Source organism: Mesorhizobium sp. RIZ17, from assembly GCF_051127865.1.
Lineage (GTDB): Bacteria > Pseudomonadota > Alphaproteobacteria > Rhizobiales > Rhizobiaceae > Mesorhizobium > Mesorhizobium humile.
The window spans coordinates 1,080,180-1,096,631 of the sequence record NZ_CP147861.1 but is presented as its reverse complement, the minus strand read 5'-3'; the positions used below and the strand labels follow the sequence as shown (position 1 = coordinate 1,096,631).

Below are 16,452 nucleotides of genomic sequence, written 5' to 3'. Positions count from 1 at the left end.
TTACTTCAGCCAGTCGGGGACCGAATCCAGTCCGAGCAGGTCCTCATAGGTCTGGCGCGGCCGCACGACATGGAAGCGGTCGCCGTCGACAAGAACCTCAGGCACCAGAAGCCGTGTGTTGTAGGTCCCGGCCTGCACCGCGCCGTAGGCGCCGGCGGTGGAAACGGCGATCAGGTCGCCCGCCTTCAGCCTCGGCAGGTCGCGGTCGAGGCCGATGAAATCGCCGGTCTCGCAGACCGGGCCGACGACGTCGACCTGCATGCGCGGCGTGGAGGCGGGCGGCTGCGCCACCGGCCGGATGTCGTGGAAGGCGTCATAGAGCGTCGGCCGGATCAGGTCGTTCATGGCGGCGTCGACGACCAGGAAGTTCTTGGCGTCGCCTTCCTTCACATAGATGACCTCAGACACCAGGATGCCGGCATTGCCGACGATCAGGCGGCCGGGCTCGAACATCACCTTCAGGCCAAGCCGGGTGACGTGCTTCCTGACGATCTCGGCATAGGCGTCGGGCAGCGGCGGCGGGCTGTTGTCGACGCGGTAGGGAATGCCGAGGCCGCCGCCAAGATCGACATGCTCGATGGCATGTCCGTCGGCACGCAACGCCCCGACCAGTTCGACCAGCAGCGCGAAGGCATCGTCGAACGGCTGCAATTCGGTGATCTGGCTACCGATATGGGTATCGATGCCGGTCACCTTGATGCCCGGCAGTTGCGCGGCACGGGCATAGACCTGCCGCGCGCGCTGCCACGGAATGCCGAACTTGTTCTCGGCCTTGCCGGTCGAGATCTTCTTGTGCGTTCTGGCATCGACATCCGGATTGATGCGCAGCGACATGGGCGCCAGCTTGCCGAGCGCCACGGCGCGCGCCGACAAAAGCTCCAGCTCGGGCTCGGATTCGACGTTGAAGCAGAGGATGCCGGCGGAAAGCGCGAAGTCCATCTCGCGCGCGGTCTTGCCGACGCCGGAAAACAGGATCTTGCTGGCCGGAATGCCGGCGGCCAGGGCGCGGCGCAATTCGCCTTCGGAGACGACGTCGGCGCCGGCGCCCTGCCTGGCCAGCGTCTTCAGCACGGCCTGGTTGGAGTTCGCCTTCATGGCGTAGCAGACCAGAGCGTCGAGGCCGGAAAAAGCTTGCCTGAAGACGCGGAAATGCCGGGTCAGCGTCGCCGTCGAATAGCAATAGAAGGGGGTGCCGACCTCGGCTGCGATATCAGGGATGGCGACATCCTCGGCATGGAGAACGCCGTCGCGGTAATCGAAATGGTTCACAGGGTTCGGTTCCGAAAAGTTGAAGCTCGATGAGATCGGGCCGATCTCATCGGCTCTAGAGCAGGGGATCGAGGATGAACTTCCTGTCCTTGACCGGTTTTTCCGGCTCGGGCGGCACCGGCTGCTTGGCTTTTTCCGCATCCTTGCGCGCCTGCTCCGCCGCCTCATAGGGCGTGTCGAGGCCGGTCTTCCTGCCGCAGGCCGTGACGGTGACAACCGCCGCCAGCAGCGCGAGCGTCACCAAAATCCTGCTACGGGTCATCGATCCATCCGTTCGAAACTGATTGCGTGCTGCGCTTTTAGCCGAGTTTTCAGCGCTTTGCATCCCGGCAATTGTTTTGATGCATGTCGTTGTCCCAGAACCGCTGCACACTTCTGGGCGACATGCACTAAGCCTTGTCGAGCCGCTTTTTCCAGTAGCGGACCTGCTTTCGTACTTCCGACGGCGCGGTGCCGCCGAAGCTCGTGCGGCTCTTCACCGAATTCTGCACGGCAAGCACCGAGAAGATGCCGTCAGTGATGCCGGGATGGATCGAACGCAGGTCCTCCAGCGAGAGCTTTTCCAACCCGACCTTCTTCTCCTCGGCGAGCGCCACGGCGCGGCCGGTGACATGATGAGCCTCGCGGAAGGGCAGGCCCAGATTGCGCACCAGCCAGTCGGCAAGGTCGGTCGCGGTGGCGTGACCGGCGCCGGCGGCCTTCTTCATGGCGGCGGCGTTGACGGTCATGTCGCGCACCATGCCGGCGGTCGCCGCCAGCATCAGGTCGAGCGTCTCGGCGGCGTCGAAAACCGCTTCCTTGTCTTCCTGCATGTCCTTGCCGTAGGTCAGTGGCATGCCCTTCATCACGGTCAGCAGGCCGATGAGATGGCCGTTGACGCGGCCGGTCTTGCCGCGCACCAGTTCGGCGGCGTCCGGGTTCTTCTTCTGCGGCATGATCGAGGAGCCGGTGGAGAAGGAATCCGACAGGCGGATGAAGCCGAATTGCGGCGTCGACCAGATGATGATCTCCTCGGCGAGCCTAGAGAGGTGCGTCGCGCAGATCGCGGCGAGGCTCAGGAATTCGAGCGCGAAATCGCGATCCGAGACGCTGTCGAGGGAATTGCGCGTCGGCTCGCGGAAGCCCAGCGCCTTGGCGGTCATGTGGCGGTCAATGCCGAAACTGGTGCCTGCAAGGGCCGCCGCGCCCAGCGGGCTTTCGTCCATGCGCTCGATGGCGTCGTTGACGCGCGAGAGGTCGCGGCCGAACATTTCGACATAGGCCATGCAATGGTGGCCGAAAGTCACGGGCTGCGCGGCCTGCATATGGGTGAAGCCGGGCATGACGGTCGCCGCATGCTCCTCGGCGCGTTCCAGGAGCGCGGCGATCAGATCCTTCAACGCCTGGGCGACGCGCTGGCACTCCTGCTTGACCCAGAGCCTCAGGTCGACAGCAACCTGGTCGTTGCGCGAGCGGGCGGTGTGCAGGCGTCCGGCCGCCGCGCCGATCAGGTCGGCAAGGCGGGCCTCGACATTCATGTGGATGTCTTCCAGCTTGGTCGAGAATTCGAACGTGCCAGCCTCGATCTCTTTCAGGATCGTGTTCAGCCCGTGAGCGATTTTTTCTTGATCTGCCGCCGAAATAATGCCCGTTTCAGCCAACATCTGGCTATGGGCGATCGATCCGCCTATGTCCTGCGCATAGAGCTTGCGGTCGAAGCCGATCGACGCGTTGATGGCTTCCATGATCGCGGCCGGACCCGAGGCAAAACGTCCGCCCCACATCTGGTTGCTGGCCTTCTTGTCGCTCATCGCTATAACCCGTGCTCCGGAGCAGTTTTGAAAATGGCAGACGGCAAGAGATTCTTTTTTCCGGCTACGCGCCTCATCCTTGCCGCTTTGGTGGCGGGCGTGCTGGCCGGCGCGGTCGCGGTATATGTCAGCGAGAGCGGTTCTGGCAACAACGCTGCCTCCGGGACGGTCGCCGCGGCCGCCGGCAAGGACGATGCCGCCTGCGCGGCCAAGGCCGGGCGCGCCAAGCAGGTCGCCGCGAAGGCCGTCGGCCAGGTCGCGGCCCTGCAGCCGGCCGACCCGCCGCAATCGCTGAAGAGCCTGGCCTTCAACGGCCCCGACGGCAAGCCGATGACGCTGGCCGATCATGCCGGCAAGACGGTGCTGCTCAATCTGTGGGCGACATGGTGCGCGCCGTGCCGCGCCGAGATGCCCGCCCTTGATGCGCTGCAGAAGGAAAAGGGCGGCAATGCCTTCGAGGTCGTCGCGGTCAATGTCGATACCGGCGACGACACGAAGCCGAAGAAGTTCCTCAAGGAGATCGGCGTCGAGACGCTCGGCTTCTACCGGGATCCGACGATCGCGCTGTTCAATGAAGTGAAGACGCGCGGGCTGGCGCTCGGGCTTCCGGTCACCATGCTGATCGATGGCGAAGGCTGCCTGATCGCGCATATGAACGGCCCGGCCGAATGGTCGAGCCCCGACGCCAAGCGGCTGGTGGAAGCGGCCGTGGGACCGTGACCGCCGGGTCGGTGCCCATCCGATGACCGTTACTTCACCCGCACCGTCACCACCAACGCCTCGTGATCGGCGCTCGGGCTGCCGTCCGGCAACACCGCCGGCAGCGTCGCCGGCGCGCTTGCCGCGAGGCCGCGGGTGAAAAACCAGTCGATATGACCGGCAGGTGTCAAGTCGCCGGCCGCGCGCCGCTGGGTGGGCTTGTCGAAAGCATTGGCTGTCTTCCAGTCGTAGCCATGCTCGGCAAACACCGCGAACAAAGGCTCATGGCGCTCCGGATCCATCAGCCGGTCCGGCTCGGCGGCGACGCGCTCTAGCCAAGCGGCGGGATCGTCATTGCGTTCCGGATAGGTGGCGGTCAGCGTATTGAAATCGCCGCCGATGAGGACCGGCGCATCCGCGTCATATCTGTCGATGGCGTCGAGCAGATGGCGCGTCTGGTCGGCGCGGCCGGCTGGCGTCGTGCGGTTTTCGAGATGCACCGAAGCGACGGTGACCCGATGGTCGCCGACCATCACCTGGCCGCCAAGCGCCATGCGGCCGCCGATGCGCGGCTGGCCGTGCTCCGGCAGGAACCAGGCGCCGGCGGCGTCCAGGCGAATGAGAAAAGGCCGCAGCAGCGGAACGGCGCTGGTTACGGCATTGCCGTGGAAGCCCTCGCTGTTCTCAGCGCTGCCATTTGCCGCCTGCTCCGTCTCGTTGCCGGTGCCGAGTTCCAGGAACTCGACGCCATAGGCGTAGGAATGAGCTAGGCGATCGGCAAGCCGGCTCAACAGATGGCCGTTGCCGGAGCGCGCCATGCCCTTGTCGACCTCCGACAGCAGCACGACGTCCGGCGCCCGGCCGGCGATCGTTGCGGCGATGGCATCGACATGACGCAGCCGCTCGACGTTCCAGGCCAGGACGGTCAGGCTCTCGCCGGCGCTCCCACGCGACGCCTGGCCGCCGATCTCGATTTCACCGAGGGCGGGAACGGCGGCGGCGTGGCGCAGATGGGTGGCGCTGTCGCGGGGCCCGTCCCGCATGGCGTTGCGGGCGGCGACGGGCACGTGCGTGAGCTGCGGGACCAGCATGTCTCTTGTCATCCATTTAGCCGGTTAATCACGGAAGGTCTTTTCGCCGCTTCGAGGCGCCCTAGCTTCCTAGAGCGCCGATGTGACGTTTTCATGCCGGCGCGACCGCTGCCAGGGGAGGAGAGACTGGCTGTCCACAGTGGCCGCCTGCCGATCCAGGGGGCACAACAGAACTGTCACATACCTTCTCTATGAGAGCGGGCAAGGACTTGCGCAAAACCCTTGTCACACTGCCATTCAAGAGGGAAAAACCATGACGATCATCAAGCGGGGCTTCGCTGCCCTTGCCGCCGGCGCGCTCAGCACCGCGCTTGCGGTTCCTGCTTTTGCGGAGCCGGTCAAATTCGACTTCTGGTTCGGTCTTTCGGGCGATCTCGCCCGCGTCGTCGATACGCTGTGCAAGAACTTCAACGGCTCCCAGAAGGACTACGAAGTCGTCTGCACCAGCCAGGGCAACTACGACGCCACGCTGCAGAACACGATCGCCGCTTTCCGGGCCGGCAAGCAGCCCACCGTCGTCCAGGTCTATGACGTCGGCACCGCCACCATGATGCTGTCGGGCGCCTACAAGCCCGCCGACAAGCTGATGGAAGAGAACGGCTACAAGATCGACTACAGCGACTATTTCCCCGGCATCGCGCGCTACTACGCGACCTCGAAGGGCGAGATGCTGTCCTTCCCGTTCAACTCATCGACGGCGCTGATGTACTGGAACAAGGACGCCTTCGCCAAGATCGGCAAGACCGAAGCGCCCAAGACCTGGGAAGACGTCGGCGCCGACCTCAAGGCTTTGAAGGACGCAGGCTATGATTGCCCGATGGCGATCAACATCTCGGCCAATGAAAGCTGGCAGCTGATGGAGCAGTTCTCGGCGCTGCACAACCAGCCGGTCGCCACCAAGAACAACGGCTATGACGGTCTCGACGCGCGCCTCGAAGTCAACAAGACCAAGTTCGTCCAGTACGTCACCGACCTCAAGAAGTGGTATGACGCCGGCCTGGTCAAGATCAAGTCGAAGGACCTCGGCCAGGATATGGTGCAGGCCTTCGCCACCGGCACCTGCCAGCTCATCCTGACCTCGGTCGGCGATCACGGCACGGTCGGCCGCACCCAGAAGGAAGGCATGAACTGGGACGTCGCCGAGCTGCCGGTCTATGCCGGCACCGAGCGCAAGAACTCGCTGGTCGGCGGCGCTTCGCTGTGGGTGCTGTCGGGCAAGTCGGACGCCGAATACAAGGGCGCGGCGGCCTTCCTCAACTTCATCCACGACCCCAAGACCGCTTTGTTCTGGTCGACCAACACCGGTTACATTCCGGTGACGAAGTCGGGTTTCGAGTTCATGAAGTCCAACGGCTTCTACGACAAGGCCCCCTACAAGGGCCGTGAAGTCGCGATCGAGAGCCTGACCGCGTCGGAGCCGACCGAGATCACCCGCGGCGTCCGCCTCGGCAACTTCACCCAGATCCGCGCCGAGTTCGGCACGCAGATGCAGGCGATCTTCGCCAACAAGGTCAGCGTGCAGGAAGGCCTCGACACTCTGGTCAAGAATGGCGACGCGATCCTCGAGCGCTTCCAGCAGACCTATCCGGGTAAGACCCTGCCCTGATCCCGGATAGCGGAACGGCCGCCCGTCGAGATTCGACGGGCGGCCATTTCATATCTAGTTTGTCCCGCGAAGGCGGGCTGATGGTTCCACTGCATCGGCGGATCGATGGAAAAACGCGTCACTTTCGGCAGATGGACGATCGGCATCCTGTTTGCGGTGCCGCAGTTGTTGCTGATCTTCACCTTCTTCTACTGGCCGGCCGGCCAGGCGGTCTACTGGTCGCTGACGCTGCAGCAGCCCTGGGGCGGCGGCAACATCTGGGTCGGGCTCGACAATTTCCGCTCGATCCTGTCCAACGCCGACTACTGGAATTCCATCACCGCCAGCATGATCTTCGCCGGCATCAGCACGGGCCTTGCGATGGTCATCGCGCTGGTGCTCGCCGCCCTGACCGACCGGCAACTTGCCGGCTCATGGCTCTATCGCGTGGTGCTGATCTGGCCCTACGGCATCGCCGCGCCCGCTTTGGCGCTGGCCTTTCGTTTCATCCTGGCGCCGGAAGCCGGCTTCATGGCCGTCGTCAATAAGGTTTGGCCGGGCTTCTGGGATCCCGGTCTCGACGGCGCCGACGCGATGGCCTCCGTCATCATCGCCTTCTCCTGGAAATATGTCGGCTATAATTTCATCTTCTTCCTCGCCGCCTTCCAGGCGATCCCGCGTTCGCTGATCGAGGCGGCGGCGATGGACGGCTCCGGCGTCATCAGGCGTTTCTGGGATATCCAGTTCCCGCTGATCACGCCGACGATCTTCTTCCTGCTGGTCATCAACATCACCGAGAGTTTTCAGGATTCCTTCGGCATCGTCGACATCATGACCGCCGGCGGGCCGGCCAACGCCACCAATCTGATGGTCTACAAGATCTATTCCGACGGCTTCAAAGGCCTGGATTATTCAGGCGCGGCCGCGCAGAGCATCATCCTGATGCTGCTCATCATCGCTCTCACCATCGTCCAGTTCCGCTTCATCGAGCGGCGCGTGCACTATCGTTGAGGCGGGCCATGGTCGAACGCACCCCGATCCTCAACTTCTTCACGCATCTCATCCTGTTCGTCGGCTTTGTATTCTGCGTGGCGCCGTTCGTCATCGTGGCGATTGCCGCCTCGCACAATCTGAAGGACGTCAACGACGTGCCGATGTCGCTGCTGCCGGGCAGCGATTTCTGGGTCAACGTCAAGACAGCGTGGACGACCGCGGATCTCGGCCCGAAGCTGCTGAACAGTTTCATCATGGCGTTCGGCGTTGCCGCCGGCAAAGTGATCATCTCGGCGTTGACCGCCTTCTCGATCGTCTATTTCCGCTACCCCGGCCGCATGCTGATCTTCTGGCTGATCTTCATCACGCTGATGCTGCCGCTGGAAGTGCGCATCGTGCCGACCTACGCGGTGGTCGCCAACGTGCTCGAGCCTTATCAGACGATCATGGACCTGACAGGGCTGTCCTGGGTGATCGAGAAGGTGTCCGGCGTTCAGGTCCAGCTCAGCCTGGGACTGCTCAATTCCTATAGCGGCCTGATCCTGCCGTTGATTGCGACCGCCACCGGCACCTTCCTTTACCGGCAGTTCTTCCTGACCGTGCCGGACGAATTGACCGAGGCCGCGCGCATGGACGGCGCCGGCGCGCTGCGCTTCTTCGTCGATATCCTTCTGCCACTGTCGCGCAACAACATGGCGGCGCTCGGCACCATCATGTTCCTGTGGGCCTGGAACCAGTATCTGTGGCCGCTGCTTATCACCACGGACCAGTCGCACGCGATGGCGGTGACCGAGCTGAAGCAGCTCATCCCGAATGTCGGCGGCGCGCCGGAATGGCATATCGCCATGGCCGGCACGCTGATCATCATGCTGCCGCCGCTGATCGTCGTGGTGCTGATGCAGCGCTGGTTCGTGCGCGGCCTGATCGCTACCGAAAAATAGGGAGACAAAAATGGCCTCCATAACCATTCGCGGCGTCAAGAAGAACTACGCCAAGACGCAGGTCGTGCACGGCGTCGACCTCGACTTCGCCTCGGGCGAGTTCGTCGTCATCCTGGGTCCGTCCGGTTGCGGCAAGTCCACGCTGCTCAGGATGATCGCGGGGCTGGAAGAGATTTCCGACGGCACGATCGCGATCGACGGCACGGTGGTCAACAAGCTCGAGCCGCGTGAGCGCGGTTGCGCCATGGTGTTCCAGAACTACGCGCTCTATCCGCATATGAGCGTGGCGCAGAACATCGGCTATTCGCTGAAGGTGGCCGGAGTTGCGTCGGCCGAGCGCACCCAGCGCATCCAGGCGGTGGCGCGCGTCCTGGAGCTGGAGCACCTGCTCGACCGCAAGCCGATGGCACTGTCCGGCGGCCAGCGCCAGCGCGTCGCCATGGGCCGCGCCATGATCCGCGAGCCGAAGGTGTTCCTCTTCGACGAGCCGCTCTCCAATCTTGACGCCAAGCTGCGGGTGCAGATGCGCTCCGAGATCCGCAAGCTGCACCGGCGCCTCAGCGCCACTTCGGTCTTCGTCACGCATGACCAGGTCGAGGCGATGACGCTGGCCGACCGGCTGGTGGTGATGAATGGCGGCCGCGTCGAGCAGGTCGGCACGCCGGCGGAAGTCTACAGCCGGCCGGCAAGCCGCTTCGTCGCCACCTTCGTCGGCGCGCCGGCGATGAACATGCTCGAAGGGACCGTCACGCTCGACGGCCTGTCATTGCTGGGCGACAGCCGCAAGCTCAACGTGTCGCGCACGGGCCTGCCCGTCGGCGCGAAAGTCGCGGTCGGCGTCCGGCCGGAGGCGGTACGCATGGTGGCGCCGGGCACGCCGGGGGCGCTCACGGCGACCGTCGACCTCATCGAGGAGTTGGGCGCCGGCCGCGTCATCTATGTCGATCTCGACGGTGCGCCGTTCTCCATCGTGACGTCGGAGACCGTCCACCCCGAACCGGGCAGCACGGTCGGCCTGCAGTTCGCCGAATCGGACCTGCACTTCTTCTCCTCGGAGACGGGTGGCAGGCTCGACGTGTTCAAGGCTTCGGTGCCGGAACCGGCCCCGGCGACGTTGTGAATTTGATTTGAGGGTTCATGCAATGAAAATCATCCACGTCACCGACGTCCATCTCGGTCGTCGGCGCGAGATGCGCTACGGCGCGAACCTGAATGAGCGACTCGATCGATGCATCGATCATATCAATGCGCGGCATGGAGATGCCACGCTGTGCATCTTCACCGGCGACCTGACCGATGACGGAGAGGCCGAGAGCTATGCCGACCTGAAGGGGGCGCTGAGCCGGCTCACCGTGCCTTACCGTCTATTGCCCGGAAACCACGACCGGCGCGCCAATCTCATCGCCGCCTTTCCCGAGAATGGAACCGATGGCAACGGCTTCGCGCAGTCGGTTTTCGACACGCCGGAAGGGCGCCTGGTTTTTCTCGACAGCCTGGCGGAGGGCCGCGTCACCGGCGAGTTGTGCGACAACCGACTTGGCTGGCTCGATGCACGGCTTGGCGAGACGGCGGGCAAGGCGGCTTATATCTTCCTGCATCATCCGCCGGTCGAGCTCGGGCTTACATTGCTCGACCCGCTGGGCCTCGAACAGCCGCAGCGGCTCCTCGATGTGCTGACCCGCCACGGCAATGTCCGCTACATCTTCTTCGGCCATGTCCACCGCGATATCGCCGGCACCGTCGCCGGCATTCCGTTCTCGGTGCAGCGCGGCCTGCATGCCCGCTTCATGCTCGACCTGGTCGGCGATGAGGTGGTCGAGCAGGCGCCGCCCGCCTATTCGATCATCCTGATCGACGGCACTCGCGTCGTCATCCACAGCCACGATTTCCTGGAGCAATGGCCGCTGTGGTCGCCGGCGACGGGGCAGCGGGTGCGGTAGATCACTCAAGCAACAGTGTGGGCGTTCCCTGTCCTTCGACCAGCTTGATCGCTTTCCTATCGAAAGACACGAAGGTTTCGCCACCGAGCCACTGACCGTCGAACGCGATCACGCCATCGGCGAAATCTCCACCGGCGTCGAGCACGGCCAGGCCCGCTTCGATCGTTGGGCGGTTGGCCACGACGTTGCGCATGTCGAGGATGCGGCGGATCGAGGCGGATATATCAGGCCGTGCAACCCGGTAACTTCTATCCAGCACCCAAACAAACTCGCAGAGCGCTTGAACGCTGATCGCGACCAATTCGGCCCCCTCCAGGGCCTGGGCTGCTTTCTGTTGCTGCGTTGGGTCATCCCCGACGACAAGGCGCAACAGCACGTTGGTGTCGAGGCTGATCTTCACTTGCGCTCGATACCGCGCATCCCGCCCAAAGCGCCGGCGTCGGCGATCGCATCGTTGATCTCCTCGATCGAAAGCCGTGCGCCGTTCGTTTTGCCCTTGAGCATTCCGCTCAGCTCTTGCCAGGAGCCCTTGCCCTGGTCAGCTTTCAGCTCCGCTCGCCCACCGGGTAGAAGATCAAGCCTGATCTTGTCGCCGGGCTGGATGCCGAGGTGCTTGAGCACGTCCTTCCGGAATGTGACCTGGCCTCGTGCTGTAACCGTCAATGTCGTCATGATGTGGCCTGCTAGAGCGGTTCACCGTTTCACGGAAACGGCGAACCACTCTATCTCCTGTTTTGACGCAATTCCTGACGGAAGGTTACGGCGAAGACGCCGAACTTAACCGCTCACACTTTTCCAGGAATTGCTCTAGCGCTAAAAATAATGCATAATTGCATTATTCTCAAGACGGAGATCAAGCAAACACATGCGCCTTGCCGGTGACGGTGAGGCGCACGATCTCGCCGACAGCAGGCGCGTCCATGCCTGTCCGGCGCAGGACGAGCGGCGTGTTGCCGATGGCGGCGGCATCGGGCGGATCCGGGCTGTTGAGCAGCCGCACGGCGACGGTGCAGACCGAGCCCGCGAACTCGCAGTCCGTCACTTCGCCGAACAGCATGTCCGGCGTGCCGGACATGCCTTCGCGCGAGGTCCGCTTGAGCAGGACCTGCTCGGGCCGCAGCATGATGCGCGCAACATCGCGCCGTTCCTTGGTGTCGACCGCGATGCGGCCGAGCCGCGATACGGCAAAGCCGTCCGCGATCCTGGCCGGCACGATGATGGCGTCGCCGAGGAACTCGGCGACCATCCTGTCCCTGGGCTGGAAATAGAGCTCGCGCGGCGTGCCGACCTGCGAGAACAGGCCTTCGCGCATCACCGCCACCTGGCTGGCGAAGGACAGCGCCTCGGCCTGGTCGTGCGTGACCAGAATGGTGGTGATGCCTGCCTCTTCCAGAAGCTCGGCCACCGCCTTGCGCATCGAGGCGCGAAGCCCGGTGTCGAGCGCCGAGAACGGCTCGTCGAGCAGCATCAGCCTGGGCTTCATCGCCATGGCGCGGGCAAGCGCCACGCGCTGCTGCTGGCCGCCGGAAAGCTCGTGCGGCCGCCGCTTCAGGATCGCCTTGTCCAGCCCGACGATGTAGGCGAGCTCGACGATGCGCTCCATGCGCTTGTCCTCGCTGCGGGCCATGCCGAAACCGATATTGTCGGCGATGCTGAGATGCGGGAACAGGGCGCCGTCCTGTGCCACCACGCCGATGCCGCGGCGATGCGCCGGCACAGCCGCGCCACCATTGGCGAGCACCTTGCCGTCGAGCGCGATACGGCCGCGGTCCGGCGCCTCGAAGCCGGCGATCAGCCGGAGCAAGGTGGTCTTGCCGCAGCCGGACGGTCCGACGATCGCGGTGCGGCTGCCGCTTTCCACCTTAAGGTCGACGCCGGCGAGCGCCGCCACCGGGCCATAGTTTTTCGCGACGCCGCTGAGTTCGAGAAAGCTCATCGTCCAGCCATCCGCTTCGATTGGACGTAGAGCCACCAGGTCATCGGCAACGACATCGCCACCATGATCAGCGCGTAAGGGGCGGCTGAGGCGTAGTCGATCTCGCCGCTGTAGGACCAGAAGGCCATCGCCAGGGTGCGGGTGCCGTTGGGCGCCAGCATCTGGGTGGCGGTGAGCTCGTTGGTGATGCCGAGCGCCACCATCGCCATGCCGGCCGCCGCGCCCGGCGCCGACAGGCGGATGGTCGTCGACCACAGCGCCTTGACCGGCGACCGGCCGAGGCTGGAAGCGGCGCGTTCCAGCTCCACCGGCGCCTGTGCGATCGAGGCGCGCAGGCTGATCAGCGCCCGTGGCAGGAACATCAGCGCGTAACCGAACAGGATGGTGAACAGCGTCTGATAGAGCGGCAGCGCGACGCGCACGGTGATCGTCACCAGCGCCAGCGCGATGACCACGCCCGGCAACGCGCCGACGATATAGTTGCAGCTCTCGAGCAGGCGCTGCAGCGGCCCCGGCGCGCGGATCGAGATCCAGGCCATCGGCATGGCGGCCAGCGTTGCAAGCACCGCGCCGGCAATGGCGAGGAACAGCGTCTGGCCGAGCGCCAGGCCGATCTCGTCCCAACGCCAGACATCGGTGCCGCCGGCGAGCAGCCAGCGGCCGACCGTGACGAAGGGTACGCCGAGCGACAGCAGCGCGACGCCCGCCGGCAAAAGCAGGCAAGGCAAGGTGGCGCGGCCGAGGCGAGCGCGCTGCTGCTGGCGCGCGGCGCCGGAACCGACGCGGGCATAGCGTTCCTCGCCGCGGATCATCACCTCGAGGGCGAGCAGGAAAAGGCAGCAGACCACAAGCACGGCGGCCAGCATATTGGCGGCAGGGCCATTGAAGGTCGACTGGAACTGGTCGACGATCGCGGTGGTGAAGGTGTCGAAGCGGATGAAGACATAGAGGCCGTATTCGGCCAGAAGATGCAGGCCGACCAGCAGCGAGCCGCCGCAGATGGCGAGCCTGAGCTGCGGCAGCACGACCCGCGCGAAAACCCGCCACGGATCAAGACCAAGCGCCGCGGCCGCATCCTCCAGCGCCGGATCGAGCCGACGCAGCGCGGCGGCGATCGGCAGATAGAGGAACGGGAAATAGGCGATGACGGAGACCAGCACGCCGGCCCACAGCCCGTGCAGGCCCGGAACGAAGCTGATCCAAGCATAGCTGTGAACGAAAGCAGGGATGGCGAGCGGCGCGACCGAAAGCCAAGACCACCAGCGGTTGCCCGGCAGGTCGCTGCGTTCGGTCAGCCAGGCCAGCGCCACCGAGAGCACGATGGCGATCGGCACGGTGACGGCGACGAGGAGCACGGTGTTGACCAGCAATTCGCCGACGCGCGGCCGCAAGATCAGCGCCACCACGGTGTCCCAGCCGGTCTGGATCGCGACCCAGACGATGAAGGCGAGCGGCAGCAGCGCGATAAGCGCGACCAGGGCGGCGGCGAGCGTGATCCAAGAGGTGGACCGGCGCTTCTTCATCCCGGCCGCAGGCAGTCTTGCCGGCATCATGTCTATCGCCGACTGCATCAGGCGCGCCACCATGTCGCCGGCGCCGCATGGCGGAAGCGATCTGATAAGCCGCGTAAGCGGCTCGAGGCGCAGCCGATCGTCATTCGACGCAGCGATCTCCAAACAAAAACGCTCCCGCGGAAGGCGAATTGCCGCGGGAGCACGGTCGTTCGCCCTTTTAGGACGAACGTGAACTAAAGCAAGCCGGCTTGCGTCATCAGGTCGATGACCTTCTTGGAATTCAGCGTCGCCGGATCGACTTTCGGCGCCTGCAGGTCGGCCAACGGCACCAGCTTCGGGTTGGACTCGTCGCCCTTGCCGACGGCATATTCATACGAGGTGCCGGTCTTCAGCACGTCCTGGCCGCCCTTGCCGGTCACCCACTTCAGGAACGCCTGGGCTTCCTTCGGATGCTTGCTGGAAGCCAGCACGCCGCCGCCCGACACCGAGACGAACGCGCCCGGATCCTGGTTCTTGAAATAGTGCAGGCCGACATTCTTGCTGTTCTCGCCGGTCTTGGCCTGATCGCCGATATAGTAATAGTGGTAGATCACGCCACCTTCGATCTCGCCGGCATTGACCGCCTTCATAACCGTCGAGTTGCCCTTATAGGCGGTGAAGTTCGCCTTCATCGCCTTCAGCCAGTCGGCGGTGGCGGCTTCGCCCTTGATCTGAAGGAGCGCGCTGACGATCGCCTGGAAATCGGCGCCGGACGGCGAGGCGGCCCAGCGGCCCTTCCAGCCCGGATCGGCAAGATCGAGCAGCGACTTCGGCAGTTGGTCTTCCTTGAGCTTGTCCTTGTTGTAGGCAAAGACGGTGCTGCGGGCGGCGACGCCGACCCACTTGCCGCTCGACGGCTGGTATTCCTGCGGAACCTGGGCCAGCGTATCGGCGTCGACCGGCGCGAACAGGCCGGCCGCCTCGACCAGCGCCATGGCCGGCGAGTTCTCGGTCAGGAACACATCGGCCGGCGAGGCCGCGCCCTCTGCGACGATCTGGTTGGAGAAATCGCTGTCGCCGCCGTTGCGCAGCGTGACCTTGATGCCGGTTTCCTTGGTGAAGCCCGCGGCCCATTCCTTGGCGAGGCTCTCATGCTGGGCATTGTAGACGATGATGCCTTGCTCCTCGGCCATGGCCGGGGCGGAAATCAGGCCGAGCGCCAGCGCGGCGCCGGCGAGCGTGGAAAGGGCAATCTTCATGGGCATCGTCCTCAAATCTGGAGACAGGGTTTCGGGCACGGCTGCACCTATCAATACCTGATTATTGTAGTCAACATTGTGACCCTGCTTCAATCGGTCGCCGTGCCGCAAACTTTCGTGATTTTGCGGTAGTTTGGCTTGGACATTATTTCGTCGGCCACGTAACAAACCAGGGCCGAGACGCGAACATCGGGGGTGAACTCTTGTGACCGGCAAGGACGAGGCCGAGCTTTCCCGGCTGCTCAGGGCCGCGATCGCGGGAGACGAAAGGGCTTATGCCGACTTTCTGCACCGGATCGCCGCCCTCGTTCGCGGCTTTGTCCGGCGCAAGATCGTTCAGGGCGGAGTCGACCCCGAGGATGTCGTGCAGGAAACCTTGCTGGCCATTCATGTCAAACGCCACACCTGGCGGTCGGATGCGCCGGTGTTGCCCTGGGTCTATGCGATCGCCCGCTTCAAGCTGATCGACGCGTTCCGCCGGCGCGGGCGGCGCATCGAGGTCGAGATCGACGAGATCGCCGAAACCTTCGCCGAGCCGGAGACGGAAACGGTCAGCGAGCGCGACATCAACCGGGCGCTCGACGGGTTGCCGGCGGCGCAGCGCTCTGTGGTCTCCTCGATCTCGGTCGACGGGCAGTCGATCGGCGAGACGGCGGCCAAGCTCGGCATCAGCGAGACGGCGGTGCGGGTGTCGCTGCATCGCGGCCTCGCCGCGATCGCCAAAAGATTTGGACGACAGTGACATGAGGACCGAGGATCTCATCAAGGCGCTCGACGCCGATGCCCGCGACAAGGCGATGCCGATGGGCAAGGCCTGGTGGCTGGCGGTCGGCGTGGCCGTGACGATCGCGGCGGCGGTCTTCTTTGCCACCATCGGGCCGCGTCCCGACATCATGCCGGCCATGCACACGATGCGCTTCATGTCCAAATTCGTGTTCACGCTGGTGCTCGCCGTCAGCGCCTTCGCGCTGATCCGCGCGCTGTCGATGCCGGGTGCTTCGACCAGGCGGGCGATGGCCTGGATGATTGCCGCGCCGCTCTTGGTCGTGCTGGCGGTGGTCCTTGAGCTGTTTGTCGTGCCCCAGGCTGATTGGGGCAAGCGGCTCGTCGGCTCGAACATGATGATCTGCATGACCTTCATCCCGCTGATCGGCATCGGTCCGCTGGCGATCTTCCTCGGCATGCTGCGCTATGGCGCGCCGACCCGGCCGGTGCTTGCGGGGGCGGTCGCCGGCCTGCTTGCAGGCGGGCTCGCGGCAACCTTCTATGCCGCGCATTGCTTCGACGATTCGCCGCTCTTCGTCGCCACCTGGTATACGATCGCGATCGCCTTCCTCACGCTGCTCGGGGCCATCGGCGGGCGGCTTTTCGTGCGCTGGTAGCCGACGCGCACCGATCCTTTGGTACGGTTTGGAAACGGTACCTTAATCATGCCGGCAATTGTTTGCCGGTTAGC

Annotated in this window: 17 protein-coding genes; 8 read left to right on the top strand and 9 right to left on the bottom strand. The window is 64.5% G+C overall.

Annotated elements, in window-relative coordinates; translation table 11 throughout:
* From lysA to argH, 3 genes are all read right to left on the bottom strand, one after another.
* A complete protein-coding gene (gene lysA, locus WDX12_RS05370; protein ID WP_434724181.1) occupies positions 1-1,269 on the bottom strand; it encodes a diaminopimelate decarboxylase in 1,269 nt (422 codons plus the stop codon).
* A gap of 55 nt (positions 1,270-1,324) precedes the next feature.
* Positions 1,325-1,531 (bottom strand): lipoprotein, encoded by a 207-nt coding sequence (locus WDX12_RS05365; RefSeq protein WP_127253283.1) that lies wholly within the window; start codon positions 1,529-1,531, stop codon positions 1,325-1,327.
* A 127-nt stretch (positions 1,532-1,658) separates the two neighbouring features.
* On the bottom strand, positions 1,659-3,059 hold the full coding sequence (gene argH, locus WDX12_RS05360; RefSeq protein ID WP_434724180.1) for an argininosuccinate lyase: 1,401 nt from the start codon (positions 3,057-3,059) through the stop codon (positions 1,659-1,661).
* A gap of 33 nt (positions 3,060-3,092) precedes the next feature.
* On the opposite strand from argH, the gene tlpA reads away from it, so the two are divergent.
* A complete protein-coding gene (tlpA, locus tag WDX12_RS05355) occupies positions 3,093-3,779 on the top strand; it encodes a thiol:disulfide interchange protein TlpA (protein WP_434724179.1) in 687 nt (228 codons plus the stop codon).
* Positions 3,780-3,808: 29 nt separating this feature from the next.
* Here the strand turns inward: tlpA and WDX12_RS05350 are convergent, their stop codons facing one another.
* Entirely contained in the window at positions 3,809-4,849 is a 1,041-nt protein-coding gene (locus tag WDX12_RS05350; RefSeq protein WP_434724178.1) for an endonuclease/exonuclease/phosphatase family protein, read from the bottom strand.
* 253 nt (positions 4,850-5,102) lie between these two features.
* Between WDX12_RS05350 and WDX12_RS05345 the strand changes: the two genes are divergently transcribed.
* The 5 genes from WDX12_RS05345 to WDX12_RS05325 all read left to right on the top strand — a co-directional run bounded on the left by WDX12_RS05345 (position 5,103) and on the right by WDX12_RS05325 (position 10,308).
* Positions 5,103-6,455, top strand: coding sequence for an extracellular solute-binding protein (locus WDX12_RS05345; RefSeq protein ID WP_434724177.1), 1,353 nt, complete (start codon positions 5,103-5,105; stop codon positions 6,453-6,455).
* A 105-nt stretch (positions 6,456-6,560) separates the two neighbouring features.
* Positions 6,561-7,445 carry an ABC transporter permease subunit gene (locus WDX12_RS05340; protein WP_320296704.1) on the top strand — a complete coding sequence of 295 codons (885 nt, stop codon included), beginning with the start codon at positions 6,561-6,563 and terminating at the stop codon, positions 7,443-7,445.
* An 8-nt stretch (positions 7,446-7,453) separates the two neighbouring features.
* Positions 7,454-8,368, top strand: coding sequence for an ABC transporter permease subunit (locus tag WDX12_RS05335; RefSeq protein ID WP_320296705.1), 915 nt, complete (start codon positions 7,454-7,456; stop codon positions 8,366-8,368).
* Positions 8,369-8,378: 10 nt separating this feature from the next.
* On the top strand, positions 8,379-9,488 hold the full coding sequence (ugpC, locus tag WDX12_RS05330) for a sn-glycerol-3-phosphate ABC transporter ATP-binding protein UgpC (protein WP_434724176.1): 1,110 nt from the start codon (positions 8,379-8,381) through the stop codon (positions 9,486-9,488).
* Positions 9,489-9,510: 22 nt separating this feature from the next.
* On the top strand, positions 9,511-10,308 hold the full coding sequence (locus WDX12_RS05325) for a phosphodiesterase (RefSeq protein WP_434724175.1): 798 nt from the start codon (positions 9,511-9,513) through the stop codon (positions 10,306-10,308).
* 1 nt (position 10,309) lies between these two features.
* Here WDX12_RS05325 and WDX12_RS05320 read toward each other — a convergent pair whose 3' ends face one another.
* The 5 genes from WDX12_RS05320 to WDX12_RS05300 form a co-directional block, all read right to left on the bottom strand.
* Entirely contained in the window at positions 10,310-10,708 is a 399-nt protein-coding gene (locus tag WDX12_RS05320) for a type II toxin-antitoxin system VapC family toxin (RefSeq protein ID WP_320296708.1), read from the bottom strand.
* Entirely contained in the window at positions 10,705-10,980 is a 276-nt protein-coding gene (locus WDX12_RS05315; protein ID WP_320296709.1) for an AbrB/MazE/SpoVT family DNA-binding domain-containing protein, read from the bottom strand. The genes WDX12_RS05320 and WDX12_RS05315 overlap by 4 nt, the downstream gene beginning before the upstream one ends.
* A gap of 181 nt (positions 10,981-11,161) precedes the next feature.
* The gene (locus WDX12_RS05310) at positions 11,162-12,244 is read right to left on the bottom strand and encodes an ABC transporter ATP-binding protein (protein ID WP_320296710.1); all 1,083 of its coding nucleotides are present in this window, start codon (positions 12,242-12,244) and stop codon (positions 11,162-11,164) included.
* Positions 12,241-13,815 carry an ABC transporter permease gene (locus WDX12_RS05305; protein WP_434725573.1) on the bottom strand — a complete coding sequence of 525 codons (1,575 nt, stop codon included), beginning with the start codon at positions 13,813-13,815 and terminating at the stop codon, positions 12,241-12,243. Before WDX12_RS05305 ends, WDX12_RS05310 begins: the two co-directional genes overlap by 4 nt.
* 176 nt (positions 13,816-13,991) lie before the next feature.
* Positions 13,992-14,996 carry an iron ABC transporter substrate-binding protein gene (locus WDX12_RS05300; protein ID WP_434724174.1) on the bottom strand — a complete coding sequence of 335 codons (1,005 nt, stop codon included), beginning with the start codon at positions 14,994-14,996 and terminating at the stop codon, positions 13,992-13,994.
* A gap of 205 nt (positions 14,997-15,201) precedes the next feature.
* Here WDX12_RS05300 and WDX12_RS05295 point away from each other — a divergent pair, with 205 nt between their 5' ends.
* Positions 15,202-15,738, top strand: a complete 537-nt coding sequence (locus WDX12_RS05295; RefSeq protein ID WP_320296712.1) for a sigma-70 family RNA polymerase sigma factor — start codon at positions 15,202-15,204, stop codon at positions 15,736-15,738.
* Between the two features lies 1 nt (position 15,739).
* Complete coding sequence (locus WDX12_RS05290) at positions 15,740-16,378, top strand: NrsF family protein (protein WP_320296713.1); 639 nt, start codon at positions 15,740-15,742, stop codon at positions 16,376-16,378.
* Positions 16,379-16,452 lie beyond the last annotated feature (74 nt).